The sequence below is a fragment of the Arthrobacter sp. PsM3 genome, assembly GCF_030433895.1.
GTDB lineage: Bacteria > Actinomycetota > Actinomycetes > Actinomycetales > Micrococcaceae > Arthrobacter.
In genome coordinates, this window is record NZ_JARUXE010000002.1 from 16,061 (window position 1) to 31,618 (window position 15,558).

16 protein-coding genes and 1 pseudogene are annotated in these 15,558 nt (G+C 67.7%); 8 read left to right on the plus strand and 9 right to left on the minus strand.

Features of this window, described 5'->3' with window-relative positions:
* Positions 1–55: 55 nt before the first annotated feature.
* Entirely contained in the window at positions 56–979 is a 924-nt protein-coding gene (locus QCD75_RS00995; protein ID WP_301224812.1) for a general stress protein, read from the minus strand.
* A 77-nt stretch (positions 980–1,056) separates the two neighbouring features.
* Here QCD75_RS00995 and QCD75_RS01000 point away from each other — a divergent pair, with 77 nt between their 5' ends.
* Genes QCD75_RS01000 through QCD75_RS01010 form a run of 3 tightly spaced genes read left to right on the plus strand, consistent with a single transcriptional unit; the run spans position 1,057 to position 4,296 of the window.
* Positions 1,057–2,340 carry a magnesium transporter MgtE N-terminal domain-containing protein gene (locus QCD75_RS01000; protein ID WP_301224814.1) on the plus strand — a complete coding sequence of 428 codons (1,284 nt, stop codon included), beginning with the start codon at positions 1,057–1,059 and terminating at the stop codon, positions 2,338–2,340.
* Positions 2,321–3,112 carry a DUF1003 domain-containing protein gene (locus QCD75_RS01005; RefSeq protein WP_301224816.1) on the plus strand — a complete coding sequence of 264 codons (792 nt, stop codon included), beginning with the start codon at positions 2,321–2,323 and terminating at the stop codon, positions 3,110–3,112. The genes QCD75_RS01000 and QCD75_RS01005 overlap by 20 nt, the downstream gene beginning before the upstream one ends.
* Before the next feature lie 11 nt (positions 3,113–3,123).
* Complete coding sequence (locus QCD75_RS01010; protein ID WP_301224818.1) at positions 3,124–4,296, plus strand: Mrp/NBP35 family ATP-binding protein; 1,173 nt, start codon at positions 3,124–3,126, stop codon at positions 4,294–4,296.
* Here QCD75_RS01010 and QCD75_RS01015 read toward each other — a convergent pair whose 3' ends face one another.
* The 3 genes from QCD75_RS01015 to sigE form a co-directional block, all read right to left on the minus strand.
* Positions 4,297–4,692: a Sec-independent protein translocase TatB gene (locus QCD75_RS01015; protein ID WP_301224820.1), complete on the minus strand. Its 396-nt coding sequence runs from the start codon at positions 4,690–4,692 to the stop codon at positions 4,297–4,299.
* A gap of 80 nt (positions 4,693–4,772) precedes the next feature.
* Complete coding sequence (locus tag QCD75_RS01020; protein ID WP_301224822.1) at positions 4,773–5,882, minus strand: hypothetical protein; 1,110 nt, start codon at positions 5,880–5,882, stop codon at positions 4,773–4,775.
* 8 nt (positions 5,883–5,890) lie between these two features.
* On the minus strand, positions 5,891–6,526 hold the full coding sequence (gene sigE, locus QCD75_RS01025; RefSeq protein ID WP_301224824.1) for an RNA polymerase sigma factor SigE: 636 nt from the start codon (positions 6,524–6,526) through the stop codon (positions 5,891–5,893).
* Between the two features lie 338 nt (positions 6,527–6,864).
* On the opposite strand from sigE, the gene QCD75_RS01030 reads away from it, so the two are divergent.
* Positions 6,865–7,497: an O-methyltransferase gene (locus QCD75_RS01030; protein WP_301224826.1), complete on the plus strand. Its 633-nt coding sequence runs from the start codon at positions 6,865–6,867 to the stop codon at positions 7,495–7,497.
* Between the two features lie 134 nt (positions 7,498–7,631).
* On the opposite strand, the gene QCD75_RS01035 is transcribed toward QCD75_RS01030, so the two are convergent.
* The 4 genes from QCD75_RS01035 to QCD75_RS01050 all read right to left on the minus strand — a co-directional run bounded on the left by QCD75_RS01035 (position 7,632) and on the right by QCD75_RS01050 (position 10,797).
* Positions 7,632–7,799, minus strand: a complete 168-nt coding sequence (locus tag QCD75_RS01035; protein ID WP_301224828.1) for a DUF3117 domain-containing protein — start codon at positions 7,797–7,799, stop codon at positions 7,632–7,634.
* 234 nt (positions 7,800–8,033) lie between these two features.
* Positions 8,034–9,347, minus strand: a complete 1,314-nt coding sequence (locus tag QCD75_RS01040) for a hypothetical protein (protein ID WP_441005423.1) — start codon at positions 9,345–9,347, stop codon at positions 8,034–8,036.
* A 92-nt stretch (positions 9,348–9,439) separates the two neighbouring features.
* Positions 9,440–9,802: a DivIVA domain-containing protein gene (locus QCD75_RS01045; protein WP_301224830.1), complete on the minus strand. Its 363-nt coding sequence runs from the start codon at positions 9,800–9,802 to the stop codon at positions 9,440–9,442.
* A gap of 50 nt (positions 9,803–9,852) precedes the next feature.
* Positions 9,853–10,797: a TIGR00730 family Rossman fold protein gene (locus QCD75_RS01050; protein WP_441005421.1), complete on the minus strand. Its 945-nt coding sequence runs from the start codon at positions 10,795–10,797 to the stop codon at positions 9,853–9,855.
* A gap of 199 nt (positions 10,798–10,996) precedes the next feature.
* Between QCD75_RS01050 and QCD75_RS01055 the strand changes: the two genes are divergently transcribed.
* From QCD75_RS01055 to QCD75_RS01070, 4 genes and pseudogenes are all read left to right on the plus strand, one after another.
* A complete protein-coding gene (locus QCD75_RS01055; RefSeq protein ID WP_226762288.1) occupies positions 10,997–11,752 on the plus strand; it encodes an amino acid ABC transporter ATP-binding protein in 756 nt (251 codons plus the stop codon).
* Positions 11,753–11,811: 59 nt separating this feature from the next.
* A pseudogene (locus QCD75_RS01060) lies at positions 11,812–12,693 on the plus strand (glutamate ABC transporter substrate-binding protein); the annotation flags it as partial.
* A 45-nt stretch (positions 12,694–12,738) separates the two neighbouring features.
* Positions 12,739–13,389: an amino acid ABC transporter permease gene (locus QCD75_RS01065; protein ID WP_301225096.1), complete on the plus strand. Its 651-nt coding sequence runs from the start codon at positions 12,739–12,741 to the stop codon at positions 13,387–13,389.
* Complete coding sequence (locus QCD75_RS01070; protein WP_301224836.1) at positions 13,386–14,219, plus strand: amino acid ABC transporter permease; 834 nt, start codon at positions 13,386–13,388, stop codon at positions 14,217–14,219. The genes QCD75_RS01065 and QCD75_RS01070 overlap by 4 nt, the downstream gene beginning before the upstream one ends.
* Positions 14,220–14,383: 164 nt before the next feature.
* Here the strand turns inward: QCD75_RS01070 and dapE are convergent, their stop codons facing one another.
* Positions 14,384–15,538, minus strand: coding sequence for a succinyl-diaminopimelate desuccinylase (gene dapE / locus QCD75_RS01075; protein ID WP_301224838.1), 1,155 nt, complete (start codon positions 15,536–15,538; stop codon positions 14,384–14,386).
* Positions 15,539–15,558 lie beyond the last annotated feature (20 nt).

Below are 15,558 nucleotides of genomic sequence, written 5' to 3' on the forward strand. Positions count from 1 at the left end.
AGACGCAGAAGGCCTCCGACCGGATCATCCGGTCGGAGGCCTTCTGCGCGGCCGCTTAGTGGCGCGGGCTGCCCTGGTCGGGATCCTGCTTCGGCGCGTCGGTGACGCGGACCCCGTACTGCGGGCGGCCGTCCGGCAGGTCCGGGTAGGCGAACCCGGCCGGCTTGGGGACCTCTTCAGTCTCTGCTGCGGTGTGGGCCTGCCCTGCGGGCCGGGCCGGCTCCGCGTGCTGGCCAGGCCCGGCGTGCTGGGCTGCGGCCGGCTGGTTGCCGGGCTGCCCTGCACCGGGCTGCTGTCCGCCGGCATCGGGGGTCCGCTGGCCGTACGGGTCGGTCCAGGCCGCGGGGCGCTGCGGGGCGTTGCCCTGCTGGCCCGGCTGCTGGGCTCCCTGCTCCGGACCCGGCTGGTATGGCTGGTGCTGGTAGTCGCGCTGGGAGTAGCCGGCCGACCCGGCGGACGCCGAGGCGTCATGCTGGGTCATCGGAAGCTGGTGCAGCAGCCGCCGCGCCTCGTTCGCCGCTTCGAAGGAAACAACGACGTCGTAGTTGGTCGCCACCACCTGGCTTGTGGACGTGAAGTCGCGCTTACCCCGCTGCATGGCGTACGTGACAATGCCGAAGAGCATAAAGAACGCCGCACCCATGAGCACCGACGTCATGATCGAGAAGGCGCCGTCGGTCGTGGAGAAGAAGGAGAGCATGATGCCGACGAACAAGCCGAACCACATGCCGCTTAGCGCGCCCGAGAGCGCCACCCGGGGGTAGGTCAGCCTGCCGGTCACCCGCTCGACCATCTTCAGGTCGTTACCGACGATCGAAACCATCTGCACCGGAAATTGCTGGTCGGCGAGGTAGTCCACCGCCTTCTGGGCGTCCAGGTAGGAGGTGTAGGAACCAACGGTGTCGCCCTTGGGGACACTGCGGGCCTCGTCCGGGCCGTTGGGGGCGCCAGCCCTGGGAGCACCAAAAATGTTTGACATACGACCATTCTTACCTATCCGGCTGGGCACCGGCTGTAAATTCAGCTAAAAGAGAGCGGACTCGGTAGCCTGTACTGGTGAGCACAAATCTATCGCGGGTGTTTGTTGCGCGCCTCCTCGGCCTGGACGTCTTCGACCCCCTGGGCGACCGCCTGGGCCGGCTGCGCGACGTCGTCGTGCTCTCCCGCGGGACCCGGAGCGCCCCGCACGTGGTGGGCATCGTCGTGGAGGTCCCCGGGAAGAAGCGGGTCTTTGTCCCGATGACCCGGATCACGTCGATCGACCAGACCCAGATCATCTGCACCGGGCTGGTAAACCTGCGCCGCTTCGAGCAGCGCGGCGCCGAAACCCTCGTGGTGGCCGAAATGTTCGACCGCCGCGTGACGCTCGCCGACGGCAGCGGGGACGCCACCATCGAGGACATCGCGATGGACAAGCACCGCTCCGGCGACTGGTTTGTCAGCAAGCTTTTTGTCCGCCGCGGGCATTCCCTCTCGCCGCTGAGCAGGCTGCGCCGCAACGAGACCATGATCATCGACTGGGCCGACGCCCAGCAGGGCGCCCGCACCGAACCCCAGGCCGCCACCCAGTTCGTCGCGACCCACGAGGACCTCAAACCTGCCGACTTCGCCGAGGCCCTGCAGGAGATGAGCGACAAGCGCCGCTTCGAGGTCGCCAGCGAGCTCCAGGACGAACGCCTGGCCGATGTCCTGCAGGAGATGCCCGAAGGCGACCAGGTGGAGATCCTCTCCGCCCTGGACGTGAACCGTGCAGCGGACGTGCTGGAGGAAATGGACCCGGACGACGCCGCCGACCTCCTTGCCGAACTGCCCACCGCCCAGGCCGAAGAACTGCTCCAGCTGATGGAACCCGAAGGCGCCGACGACGTCCGCCGGCTGCTCGAATACGACGAGGACACCGCCGGCGGCCTAATGACCCCGGTCCCGGTCATCCTGCCGCCGGAAGCCACCGTCGCCGAAGCCCTGGCCCATGTCCGCCGCGAAGAGCTCTCCCCCGCCCTGGCGTCGTCGATCTTCATTGCCCGGCCTCCGCTGGAGACGCCCACGGGCCGTTTCCTCGGCGTCGTGCACATCCAGCAGCTGCTGCGCTACCCGCCGCCCGAACCGCTGGGCAACCTCGTGGACAAGACCCTGGAGCCGGTGTCGGACCAGGCCCACATCAGCGAGGTGGCCCGCACGCTGGCCACGTACAACCTCAACTCGCTCCCCGTCGTCAACAGCGACGGTCGGCTTGTGGGGGCGGTGACTGTTGACGATGTGCTGGATCATCTGCTGCCCGATGACTGGCGCGCCCACGAGGACGATGTCCCGATAAGGAAGCTTGGAGGCCGCATTGGCTGATAACAGCGCACCACGGAACCCCCATGTCCGGCCGGGCAGCAAATCGGACAAAGGCAGCCTCGACACACCCCTGAGCGGCCGCCAGCGCATCCTGCCGAAGTTCTCGCCCAACCCGGACGCCTTCGGCCAGACCACGGAAGGCTTCGCCCGCTTTATGGGCACGCCGCAGTTCCTGGTCTACATGACGGTCTTCGTGGTCATCTGGCTGGGCTGGAACACCTTCGCCCCGGTGGAGTGGCAGTTCGACTCGCGGGCCCTCGGTTACACCCTGCTGACCCTGATGCTCTCGCTGCAGGCGTCCTACGCCGCGCCGCTGCTGCTCCTTGCCCAGAACCGGCAGGACGACCGTGACCGCGTCTCCCTCCAGCAGGACCGCCAGCGCGCGGAACGCAACCTCTCCGACACCGAATACCTGACCAGGGAGCTCGCCTCTCTGCGGATCGCCCTGCGGGAAGTCGCCACCCGCGACTACGTCCGGGCTGAACTGCGCAGCCTGCTCGAGGACATGCTGGAAGCGCAGGATGAACTGCGCACCCATGACCCCTCCGCCGGCGTCCACGAGTCCCCGCGGGAGAAGATCAAGGAAAAGTTCAAGGACCGCCGCGACAAGCAGCGCAGCCCCCGGACCCAGCAGATCGCCCGGGTCAAGTCCGACAGCAAGAACGACCCCAGGCCGAACAAGAAGGCCGACTCCACACCGCCGGACACGCTGCAAGGCGCCGGACCGGACAGCGCCGGCACACCGGCGCTTCCGGCATCCCCCGAGAACTGAGCAGCCACCGCATGAACCCTCCCCACGACAGCACCACAGAGGACAGCACCACTGAGGGCACCTCCGCCGTGGAGCGTGCAGTGCGCGCCGCACTCGCCACCGTGATCGATCCCGAACTCCGCCGTCCCATCACCGAACTCGGCATGGTGGACACGGTGGAGGTTTCCGACGGCGGCCGCGTCCGGGTTGCGGTGCTCCTGACCATTGCCGGCTGCCCGCTGCGCGGCACCATCACCGCCGACTGCGACGCGGCGCTGACCGCGGTCCCCGGGGTCACCGGCGTCGAGGTCGAACTGAAGGTCATGACACAGGAGCAGCGCGACGCCCTCAAGGTCCAGCTCCGCGGCGCGGGCGGCCAGCGCGGGATCCCGTTCAACGAACCCGGCTCGCTGACCAGGGTGTACGCCGTCGCGAGCGGCAAGGGCGGTGTGGGAAAGTCCTCCGTGACGGTGAACCTCGCCTGTGCCCTGGCCGCCCAGGGGCTGCGTGTGGGGATTGTGGACGCGGACGTCTACGGCTTCTCCGTCCCGGCACTGATGGGCATCAGCCAGGCCCCCACCCGGGTGGATGACATGATCCTGCCGCCGGTGGCCTACGGGGTCAAAGTCATTTCCATCGGGATGTTCGTCACCGGCAACCAGCCGGTCGCCTGGCGCGGCCCCATGCTGCACCGGGCCCTGGAGCAGTTCCTCACCGACGTCTACTTCGGCGATCTGGATGCCCTGTTCCTGGACCTGCCGCCCGGTACCGGCGACATCGCCATCTCCGTGGCCCAACTGCTGCCGCAGGCCCGGATCCTCGTGGTGACCACGCCCCAGGCTGCGGCCGCCGACGTCGCCGAGCGCGCCGGGGCGATTGCGACCCAGACCGGCCAGAGCGTCGCCGGCGTCGTGGAGAACATGTCCTACCTGGAAATGCCCGACGGCGGCCGGATGGAACTGTTTGGAAGCGGCGGCGGCGCGGTGCTCGCCGAACGGCTGTCCGCCACAGTGGGCACCGATGTTCCGCTGCTCGGAAAGATCCCGCTGGACATCCTGCTGCGGGAAGGCGGCGACGCCGGGGTCCCCCTGGTGCTGGGCCGTCCCGAAACCCCGGCGGCTGTGGCACTGCTGGAGATCGCAGGGAAGCTCGCCGCCGTGCCGCGCGGGCTGCGGGGAAAGCCCCTGGGCCTGCAGCCCCGCTAGCTAGGTCGCCTCGGAGTCGAAGGGTGCCCGCTCGCCGTCCGGGAGCCGCTCCACTGCCCGGGCCGGCCGGCGTTCCGCAGCCGCGGTGGCGGCCGCAACGGTGGCGACCGCGGCCGGGGCACCCGCGCTGACGGGCTTGGTGTCATCGTCCAGCAGGGCTTCCTTGATGATCCTGCGCGGATCGTACTGCCGGGGATCGTACTTCTTCCAGTCGACGTCATCGATGTCGATGCCGACTTCTTCCTTGATCTGCTCCCGGGCCCCGGACGCCATCCGGCGTACTTCCTTGACGATGTTGGCAAGTTTCTGGGTGTATTCAGGCAGCCTGCTGGGACCAATCACCAGAAGGCCGATGATCAGCAGAAGTACGAATTCCGGTCCATTGATTCCAAGCACTGTAGGAAGATTACCCTCTCAATCAGGGCCGGGACGATTCGGCCGCGACACATGCGCCGCGCCCTCGACGGTTCCGCCGGTCACGGGGCCAGCATCTCCACGATCCTGCCCAGTCCGCGCTCCATCCGCACGGTGACGTTGGGCCCGGCGTCGGACACCGCCCCGCCGGCCGTTCCCGGGCCGCCGGCTGTTCCCGGCATCGCAGCCTCCCCGCCACCGGCTGCCCCCGCTCCCGCGGGCCGGGTCCGGACCAGGGCTGCCACAGCGTCGGCCGCGTGTTCCGCGGACCGATCCGAGACATAGGTAAAGGTGGCATCGCCCGCCTGGTAAATGGCGGTGAAGGGGGTCGAGTGGTTGATCCAGAGGCTCCCGCGGCCGGCCCCCGCTGCCCCGCCCGCCGCGGGGCCGCGCTCCGCCGCCGTCGCCGCGGTGAAGCCGTCCGACGTCGCGGGGTGGCCAGTGAGCACGTTGACCGGGACTGCCTGGGCGGCCTGGGCGGCCTGGGGCCAGGCTCCTGCGGTGCCGGACTGCCGGGGGACGTCAGCGTGCTGTTCGAGGATGGTGGCGGAATCCCGGCCGTCGGTGAGACGCAGCTCGAGAACGTCGCCGCCGGCCAGCACCCCGGCCCTGGCCCAGACCAGGTGGTATCCAAGCTCACGGAGTTCCGGGCAGGTCCAGCCCTGGGCGCGCAGCGTGGCGAGCTGCGCCGCGGTGAGGGCCCCGTCCGGTGTGAAGTCAGGTTTGCCGGTCAGGCTCCAGGCCGAGGGCGTCCCGGCCCCCTCCTCGGCGGCAGCCGCCGCGGACATGGAGAGGTCCCGCTGCAGGAAGACCGGGGCGGGCGCTCCGGCCGCCTGCGGGGCGGCGTCCCCGCCGATCAGGTAGGCCGATCCGCCCAGCAGCACCGCAGCTGCTGCCGCGCAGCCGGTCACGAGCGCGGCTGCCCGGAACGCCGGAGGGAGGCGGCGGGCCGCTGGCCGCGGCGGGGCCGGCGCGTCCCGGCGGGCGAGTTCCTCGGTGCGTGCCAGCAGGCGCGCGGTCAGGTCACTGCTGGCCGTCGGGATTTCAGCGCCGCGCAGCCGTTCCAGGTACTGGCGTTCGCGGCGCTGATGAAGCCGGCATTCCGCGCACGATTGCAGGTGCCGGCCCCGCCGTTCGTGGGGACCGCGCAGCAGGCGTTGCAGCAGACGCATCGCCTGGTTCAGAGCAGGCCGGCGATGCGCGGCAGCTTCAGCCGCGGCTTCAGCGAGGATTTGGCCGGCTGCTGCGGCCGCGGATCGCGGTGCGCCAGCTTCTCCCGGAGCATGGTCCTGCCGCGGTGGATCCGGGAACGGACCGTTCCAAGTTTGATGCCCAGGGCGACGGCCACCTCGTCGTAGGACAGACCTTCGAGGTCGCAGAGGACGACGGCGGCGCGGAAATCCGGGGGGAGCTCTTCGAGGGCGGCCTGCACATCGACGTCAAGGTTGTTGAACTCGAAGCTCTGTTCCGGTCCCGGCTCGCGTCCGGGCAGGCGGGATTCGGCGTCGTCGGCCAGTGCGTCGAAGCGGATCCGGCTCTTGCGCCGCGCCTGGTCCAGGAAGAGGTTGGTGGTGATCCGGTGCAGCCAGCCGTCCAGGGTGCCCGGCTTGAAGTTCTCGAGCGAGCGGAAGACGCGGACGAACACCTCCTGGGTGAGGTCCTCGGCGTCGTACTTGTTCCCGGTGAGCCGGTACGCGAGGCGGTACACCTTCGCGGAGTGGTTGGTCACCACTTCCTCCCAGGTGGGCCGCACCCATTCGGCTTCCGCCGCGGTCTGGGACTCTTCAGTTGCAGGGACAGCTGCCAAAACCGACATTGTCCGCTCCCCTCGTGGATGGTGCTTACGCCGTGGACGGTGCTTGCGGCTGCAAGCTCCTGCATCCTTGATTCGGCGCCGATCACCACGCGGATGAGCGGATATCCATCATTTCAAAATAAGCTGGGAATTTCCTGACGCCGGGGGCCCTTCAGCCCACGGCGCAACCTGCTGCCGGCGCCGTGGCGTCGGGCCCGGGGCAGGGAAGAGCCGGTGCCGTTCCGGCGGGGACCCGGGTGGACGCCATCACGGCCGGAGCGGGGGCGCCTCCCGGCCGCGTACCACCGGACACAGTAGGCTGGAGTGAACAATCCCCTGCCGCCCAGAAAGCGAATTCCATGAGCGCCGATAAGTCCACGAGCTGGTCCTACGCAGAAGATCTGCCTGCCGAGGACGAGGTCCTGTTGCACGCGCGCGAACGGTCGTTCGAACTGGGCGTCACCCCGGTGGGCCCGGGCGTCGGAGCCGTCCTGACGGTCCTGGCCGCCGCGTCCAAGGCCCAGACCGCGGTCGAAATCGGCACCGGTGCGGGCGTCTCCGGCGTCTGCATCCTGCGGGGCCTGGGTCCGCACGCGGTCCTGACCACCATTGACGTTGACGTCGAGCACCTGAAAGCCGCCCGGGAAGCGTTTCAGGAAGCCGGCAGCCCGGCCAACCGCACGCGGACCATTTCCGGCCGGGCCCGCGACGTCCTCCCCCGGCTGACGGACGGCGCTTACGACCTCGTCTTCATTGACGCCGACAAGCCGAACTACCCCGGCTACGTAGAACAGGCCATCCGCCTGCTCAAGACCGGCGGCCTGCTGATCGTCAACGATGCGCTCGATAAGGACAAAGTCGCCAACCCGGCCGCGCGCGAGGCCACCACGGTGATCCTGCGCCAGGTGGGCAAGTCCATCCGCGACGACGAGCGCCTCGCGTCGGCCATGCTGCCCACCGGCGACGGCCTGCTGGTCGCCGTCAAGAAGTAAGCTTCCGCAGGCCGCGGGCACCCCGGCCGACGAAGCACGGGCCGGCGGAGAGCGAAAAGCCGGACGGCAAAAGAGAGCGGGGTCTGCAGCCTTCCGGCTGCGGAGCCCGCCCTCTGTCGAAGAGTTAAGTATTGCTATTCGGTAACGCCGACGAGGCATTCCCTCAAGTTGGTAGCTTCGGCAGAATTGAGTTCGACCACGAGCCGTCCGCCGCCTTCAAGCGGGACGCGCATGATCAAGCTTCGTCCTTCTTTGGTAACTTCCATCGGGCCGTCGCCGGTGCGTGGTTTCATAGCCGCCATAAGGAATATCCCCTTCATTAGTCCAATGACATACCAGCCCGGCCGGGCTGCGTCCGCTTAGTCAATCAAGCTGCCGGCGGCCATTGATGGTAGAGCCATCAGGGCCATATAGTCAGTTTGCTTCTTGTCCTTGCTTACCATCTATTATCGCGTAACAACGCGGCTGTAGCTAATCGTTGGACATTCCGCCGCGCCGTGTCATGCCGGGCCGGGAGCCGCGAAAGGTGAAGCGCGTCACGGCGGATAGTCGCCTCCGCCGGGCAACGGCGCCCAGGCCCACAACCAGACGATCCAGACAATCTGCAGCAGCAGAAACATGAGGACCACCGCGCCCCGGTACGCGCGGGACCGTGAGATCAGGGCCGCGCTGAGAGCAAGCGGGAACAGCGGAAGCAGCATCCGGAAGGTGCTCGTCTGGGGGTGCAGGAACAGCAGGAGGTAGCCCAGATAGCAGGCGCACCACAGCCGCAGTTCGGTGCCCAGCGCCCGCACCGGGCGGGACATCATGTACCAGGCGAACAGCGCAACGAAGACGAAGGGCGCCAGCAGGCCCAGGACCGGGCCGAAGAGCAGTACGCCGGTGTCGAACCAGGGTTTGAACGGCACCAGGTCGTGGCCGCGCCAGACGGTTTCCGTCTTGGTATAGGCCTGGATGTCCCCCGTGACGGCCCAGGCGATGGCCGGCCACATCAGCGCGCAGGCCCCGCTGACCACTGCCAGCGCGGCGAGCGACCAGAGCTGGCTGCCGCCGTGCGACGCGGCGCCGGACTGCCCGGCGGGACCCACCGCCGCGACACCCCGTGACGCCGTGCCGTAGCCCGGGCCGCGGTCGGCGCCGGGAGCCGTGCTGCGGGCCGCCGTGAAGTACTGCCACGCCCGGCGGAGGAACAGCAGCCCGATCATCGCCGCGAACGGCACACCGGTCGGCCGGGACAAACACATCAGCGCGACGACGGGCATGGCCCACAGGTACCGGCGTTCCAGCACCAGCAGCAGGGCAGCTGCCAGCAGGAGCAGGTTCAGGGACTCGGCGTACGGCACCTGGAGCACCGGCGAGACCGGAAAGGTGGAGACGAACACCGTTCCCCACAGCGCGGTGCGGTGCGGGGCCCGGTGCCTGAAGAGTTTGTAGATGACCAGCGCCGCACCCAGACCGCACACCATCGCGATGAGCGTCAGGGTGAACGCCGGGTCCATGCCGGTCAGGCCGGCGACCACGCGGCCCAGGACGGGAAAGAGGGCATAGAACGCCCAGGCATTTTCCTGGACGTTTCCGGCCCCGTCGGTGGGGAGGACCGCCGGGTAGCCATTCCGGAAGACCTCGCCGTACCAGCGTGCATCCCAGATATTGACGAAGGACCAGTAGTCCGGTTTGGCGGGAAACCAGGGGTTGACGCCCTGATGCAGGGCGGCTGCCATGAAGATGCAGGCACTGATCAGCCGCGCGGCCGCGTAGAGTCCGCCTACCTGGACCCACCAGGGCCAGCGGGCCACCCGGGCTCCGGCTGTTGCGACGGCACTACGGGCCGCTCCGGCGCCCCGCGGAATGGGGCCACCGGGGCCGCCCGGGCCGCCTTCCGCGCCCGGCCGGTTCTGCCGCTGCACCGTCTCCGGCGCCCGGGCAGAGGGGTGCTCACTGTTCACGGAGCCTGCTCCGGAACATCGCGCAGCCGTCCCAGTTCCGTCCCAAGGTCCGCGATTTTCCGGTCCTTGGCTGAGAGCTGTTCCCGCAAGTCGTCCAGCACCTGGTCCACCTGGTCCATCCGGTATCCCCGCAGTCCCACAGCAAACCGGAGACGGTCGACGTCGGACGGTTCCGCCTCGGCGGGCAGCAGCACGGGCGGGAGGTTGGCAACCGGCTGGTCGAAGCCGTCATCGAGGGCCTGGGCCACGCCGTCGTCACTTCCGCGTCTGCCGCGGAAGACTTTCGACACCCTGCCGGTGCCGAGGAGGAAAGCGGCGCCGGCCAGCGCAATCGCAAGGAAGACCAGGAAGAAGCTCACTCCCCCATCGTGCCAGACCACGGCGTGCCCGGTTGGCGACGCGGGGCCCCTCAGCCCCGCGCGCCGCCGGCGTCGCCGGTTCCGGACCCGTTGCCGTTCACTGATCCGTTGCCGGTGGTGCTGCCGTTGGGGTTCCGGTGCCGGGCGGCGCCTTCCACCACGAGTTCCACGGCGAGCGCGGGGTCGTCCACGACCTGCAGCAGGTCCAGGTCCTCCTCGGACATCATGCCTTCGGCGACCAGCGTCGTCTGGATCCATTCCACCATCGGGCTCCAGAACGCCGTTCCGACCAGCACAATCGGAAAGGACGTCACCTTCCGGGTCTGGACCAGGACCATCGCTTCGAAGAGCTCGTCCAGCGTCCCGAGGCCGCCGGGCAGCACGATGAACCCTTGGGCGTACTTCACGAACATGGTCTTGCGGGCGAAGAAATAACGGAAGTTAACTCCCAGGTCCACCCATTGGTTCATGCCCTGCTCGAAGGGCAGTTCGATGCCGAGTCCCACCGACACCCCGTTACCCTGCACTGCGCCCTTGTTGGCAGCCTCCATCGAGCCGGGACCGCCGCCGGTGATCACGGCCAGCCCGGCTTCGGCCAGCTGGCGGCCCACCTCGACAGCGAGTTCGTAATTCAAGCTGCCGGGCACGGTCCGGGCCGAGCCGAAAACGCTTACCGCCGGGCCCAGGTCGGCCAGCGCGCCAAACCCTTCCACGAACTCGCTCTGGATCCTCAGGACACGCCACGGGTCGGTGTGGACAAACTGGCCCGGCCCCTTCGTGTCCAGCAGGGTCCGGTCAGACATCGTGACCTTGGCGGCCTTGCGCCGAAGCTCCAAGGGACCCTTGTGCCGGATCCCGCCCGGGGGTGGCGTGTCGCGGGGATCAACTGCTGTCTGCGCGGCGGCCTTTCCGGCGGTTGTGGCGGCGGTCTTTCCGGCGGCTGCGCCGGCTTGGGCCGGGTCTCCGTTGTGCTGCGGATCGGTACTCATGCCCACAGGTTAGCGCGGATATCCGCCTGCGCCGGTCCGGCACGGCACGGGCTTGGGGCCGCCGGGCCCGGATCGGCCGTCCGGTCCCGCAGGGTACCGGAAGCCGCCTCAAGCAGGCTGACCTGCAGGTATCTCTTGAATCACGATCTGCCGGAAGTGTGAGTGATTGGCGTCATATCCCGGCAATGTTCGCTAGATTCTTCTTATGACTACTCAAGTGCCCGGCGACGCGCTCGTCTCCCTGAACGCCGTCAATAAGCATTACGGCCAGTTGCACGTCCTGAAGGACATCAACCTCAATGTCCGCAAGGGCGAGGTCGTTGTTGTCATCGGGCCGTCGGGTTCCGGCAAGTCAACGCTTTGCCGGGCCATCAACCGCCTCGAGACCATCGACGACGGGGTGATCAAGATCGACGGAAAGGTGCTGCCCGAGGAGGGCAAGGAACTCGCCAAGCTGCGCGCCGACGTCGGCATGGTCTTCCAGTCGTTCAACCTCTTTGCCCACAAGACGATCCTTGAGAACGTCACTCTTGGCCCCATCAAGGTCAAGGGACTTTCGAAGACCGAGGCCGACAAGGACGCCATGGCCCTGCTGGAGCGCGTCGGCGTCGGCCACCAGGCGCCCAAGCTTCCGGCCCAGCTGTCCGGTGGACAGCAGCAGCGTGTGGCGATTGCCCGCGCCCTGGCCATGAAGCCGAAGGTCATGCTCTTCGATGAGCCCACCTCCGCCCTGGACCCCGAAATGATCAACGAGGTCCTCGACGTGATGATCCAGCTGGCCAAGGAAGGCATGACCATGATCGTGGTGACACACGAGATGGGCTTCGCCCGCAAGGCCGCGGACCGCGTGGTCTTTATGGCCGACGGCCAGATCGTCGAGGACGCCACACCTGAAGAGTTCTTCACCAACCCCAAGAGCAGCCGCGCCAAAGACTTCCTCTCCAAGCTGCTGACCCACTGAGTTCCCTCCGAGTTCGCACCCTGGCCGCCGCGAGGCGGCCGTCCAATGAAAGGAATGTCATGACGGCATTTATGACCCGAAGGAAATCCCTTCTGGTTGCCGCATCCGCAGCTCTGGCCCTCAGCCTGAGCGCCTGCGGCGGCAGCAGCACCTCCACTTCAAACCCGCCTGTCGCCGAGAAGCCGAGCTTTGCTGCCGACACCACCATGGCCAAGCTTTCATCCGCCGGCAAGATCGTCATCGGCACCAAGTTCGACCAGCCGCTGTTCGGCCAGAAGGGCCTCGACGGCAAGCCTGTCGGGTTCGACGTGGAAATGGGCAAGCTGATTGCCGGCAAGCTGGGCATCCCGGCCGACAAGATCGAATGGAAAGAAACGGTTTCCGCAAACCGTGAGCAGTTCATCAAGAACGGCGACGTCGACATCATCGTGGCGACGTACACGATCAATGACAAGCGCAAGGCCGAAGTTTCCTTCGCCGGCCCGTACTACGAGGCCGGTCAGGCCCTCATGGTGAACAAGGACAACACCTCCATCACCAAGCCCGAAGACGTCAAGGGCAAGAATGTCTGCTCCGTGACCGGGTCCACCCCCGCCGCGACGATCGTGGAGAAGTACGGAGCAGTCCTGGTTCCGGCCGCGACCTACTCGGCCTGCCTCGAGCCGCTTCGCAACAAGCAGGTTGAAGCGATCACCACCGACAACGTGATCCTCGCCGGATTCGTGGCCAAGGAACCGGACGCGTTCAAGCTGGCATCGGACCAGACCTTCACCAAGGAGCCCTACGGCATTGGCCTGAAGAAGGACGACACCGTCTTCCGCAACTGGATCAACGACCAGCTGGAAGCCTTCGACAAGGACGGTTCCTACAAGAAGGCCTGGGAAGCCACCGCCGGAACGGTCATCAAGACCGCTCCCACGCTTCCCGCGATCAACCGCCACTCCCGTCTTTCCGCCCCACTTCCCTTAAGGCAGCCGAAGGAACCTATGGACGTCATCATTGAAAACCTCCCCCAGTATTGGGACGGCTTTCTCAGAACCCTCTTCCTGTCCGTGGTTTCGGGGATCATTGCGCTGATCTTCGGCACCATCCTCGCGGCAGCCCGCGTCTCGCCCATCGCAGCCCTGCGCGGCTTCAGCATGACGTACGTGGAGATTGTCCGGAACACGCCGCTGACCATCGCCTTCTTCTTTGCCGCCGTGGTCCTGCCCCGCCTCGGGGTGACATTCCAGCAGTTCGAAGTCGCCGCCATCATCGCCCTGAGCGCCTACACCTCGGCCTTCATCGCCGAAGCGGTGCGCTCGGGCGTCAACAGCGTCCCCGTCGGCCAGGCCGAGGCCGCCCGCAGCATCGGCATGAAGTTCAGCCAGGTCCTCAGCCTGATCATCCTGCCGCAGGCGCTGCGCACGGTGATCCCGCCCATGATCAACATCCTCATCGCGCTCGTGAAGAACTCCTCAGTGGCCGGCGCGTTCTATGTGCTGGAACTCTTCGGCTACGGCCGGCAGCTCGCCAACGCCAACGGCGACGCCGTGCTGTGGGTCCTCGTCGGCGTCGCCTTCTTCTACCTGCTCATAACCGTCCCGCTTGGCTATGTGGCCACCGTGGTTGAACGAAAGGTGGCGATCGCCCGATGACCTCGGTCCTTTACGACGTCCCCGGGCCCAAGGCCCGCCGCATTTCCCTGATCGGCTCCATCATCGGTGTCATCGTGATCGGCGGCCTCCTGGTCCTGGCCGTCATGACACTTGCCCAGCAGGGAATCTTCGACCCCACACGGTGGGCGGTCTTCCAGATTCCCGATGTCTGGGCGCTCATCGGCAACGGCATCCTCGCCACGCTCAGCGCGGCTGCGGTGGCTGCCGTGATCGCGTTCCCGCTTGGGCTGCTGCTGAGCCTCATGCGGATCTCCGACATCGCCTGGATCCGGATCCCGACACGGATCGTGCTGGAGTTCCTGCGCGGGATGCCCGTGGTCCTGATGATGTTCTTCGTGCTGCTGGTGTTCGCGACGGGCTCGTTCGTCGCCGTTGTGGCCGGCCTGGTGCTCTACAACTCGGCGATCTTCGCCGAGATCATCCGCGCCGGCATCCAGTCCCTCCCGAAGGGCCAGCGCGAAGCCGGCCTCGCGATCGGCCTCACCAGTTTCGCCTCCCGGCGCAGCATCGAGCTGCCGCAGGCGATCCGGCGCATGCTGCCGTCCCTCGTGGCGCAGCTCGTGGTGCTGCTGAAGGACACCTCGCTGGGCTACATCGTGTCCTACGAAGAACTGCTGCGCAAAGTGCAGATCATGGCCGACTTCCTCGGCCCGGCCTACCTGTTCCCGGTGTTCTTCGTGGCCGCGGTCATCTACATCGCCATCAACTTCTCCGTCTCCCGCCTGGCGATCTGGATCGAGAAGCGCGGTTCCAAGAAGGCCGCCGGCGGCGTCATGCACGTGCCGGTCGCAGGGATCCCCACCAAGTAGGCTCCCCGACGCGGCCCGCTCCTGCGCCGCGCAGCCCCACACGCAAAAGGTCCGGAATCCCCCTCGGGGGTTCCGGACCTTTTGCGTTGGTCTCGTGTGCGTGGCCGGGCGCGGTCTACCTTGTGCCCCCCGACTTGTGCCGCCTAACTTGTGCCCCGGCGGGGTTAGGCCGTGAGCCAGCTCCGCAGCGCCCGCAGGCATTCGCGGATCGCGTCGGCCTCGACGTGTTCGTTGTCCTTGTGCGCCAGCAGTGCGTCGCCCGGCCCGAAGTTCACCGCCGGGATGCCCAGCTCGCTGAAGCGGGCGACGTCGGTCCAGCCGTATTTCGGTTTCGGCGCGGCACCGACGGCGGCAACAAAGGACGCTGCCGCCGGGTGGTGGAGTCCCGGCCGCGCGCCGGCGGCGCTGTCGGTCCGGACGACGTCGAACCCGTCCAGCAGGTCCCGGACGTGCTGTTCGGCCTCGTCCGGGGTCTTGTCGGGGGCAAAGCGGTAGTTGATTTCCACGACGCACCGGTCCGGAATGACATTGCCGGCGGTCCCGCCGTTGATCTTCACGGCGTTGAGGCTTTCCCGGTAGTCCAGGCCGTCCACCGTGATGGTGCGCGGCTGGTACGCCGCGAGCCGGGCGAGGATCGGGGCTGCTGCGTGGATCGCGTTGCGTCCCATCCAGGCCCGGGCGGAATGCGCCGCCTCACCCACGGTGGTCGCGTCGAAGCGGATCGTGCCGTTGCAGCCGCCTTCCACCGTCCCGTCCGTGGGTTCCAGCAGGATCGCGAAGTCCCCGCCCAGCAGGCTGCCGTGGTTCCGGACGAGCCGGCCCAGCCCGCTCTTGACGGCCTCGACTTCCTCATGGTCGTAGAACACGAAGGTGATGTCCTTGTCCGGTTCCGCGCCGCCGTCGAACAGCCCTGCGGCCAGCGCCAGCTGCACGGCGACGCCGCCCTTCATGTCGGTGGCCCCGCGGCCGTAGAGGATGCCCTCGCCGGGCGCCCCTGAAGGCCAGTAGGACGGGACGGTCCCGAGGGAGCCCTCCGTGGTCGGCAGGGGCACGGTGTCCAGGTGCCCGGCCAGGATGACCCGTTCGGCGCGGCCGAGGTTGGTGCGGGCGATGATGGAATCCCCGTCCCGGACCAGCTCGAGCTGCGGGATGGCGCGGAGGGCATGCTCCACGGCGTCGGCCAGTTCCCCCTCCGCACCGGAGACGCTGTAGATGTCGATAAGCGCCGCCGTCAGCAGCGCCACGTCCTGGCGCAGGTCCAGGCGGGCGGCGGCGTGCGGGCGGGAGGTCGGGTGCGCGTTCAAGTCCGGGGCAGTCACTGTCCTACTTTATCCGCTGA

Bases quoted from the DNA above. Each gene is read 5' to 3' on its own strand.
- QCD75_RS01020 (WP_301224822.1), bottom strand. From the start codon at position 5,882: ATGCGTCTGCTGCAACGCCTGCTGCGCGGTCCCCACGAACGGCGGGGC.
- sigE (WP_301224824.1), bottom strand. From the start codon at position 6,526: ATGTCGGTTTTGGCAGCTGTCCCTGCAACTGAAGAGTCCCAGACCGCG.
- QCD75_RS01035 (WP_301224828.1), bottom strand. From the start codon at position 7,799: ATGGCGGCTATGAAACCACGCACCGGCGACGGCCCGATGGAAGTTACC.
- QCD75_RS01030 (WP_301224826.1), top strand. From the start codon at position 6,865: ATGAGCGCCGATAAGTCCACGAGCTGGTCCTACGCAGAAGATCTGCCT.
- QCD75_RS00995 (WP_301224812.1), bottom strand. From the start codon at position 979: ATGTCAAACATTTTTGGTGCTCCCAGGGCTGGCGCCCCCAACGGCCCG.
- QCD75_RS01055 (WP_226762288.1), top strand. From the start codon at position 10,997: ATGACTACTCAAGTGCCCGGCGACGCGCTCGTCTCCCTGAACGCCGTC.
- QCD75_RS01065 (WP_301225096.1), top strand. From the start codon at position 12,739: ATGGACGTCATCATTGAAAACCTCCCCCAGTATTGGGACGGCTTTCTC.
- QCD75_RS01070 (WP_301224836.1), top strand. From the start codon at position 13,386: ATGACCTCGGTCCTTTACGACGTCCCCGGGCCCAAGGCCCGCCGCATT.
- QCD75_RS01010 (WP_301224818.1), top strand. From the start codon at position 3,124: ATGAACCCTCCCCACGACAGCACCACAGAGGACAGCACCACTGAGGGC.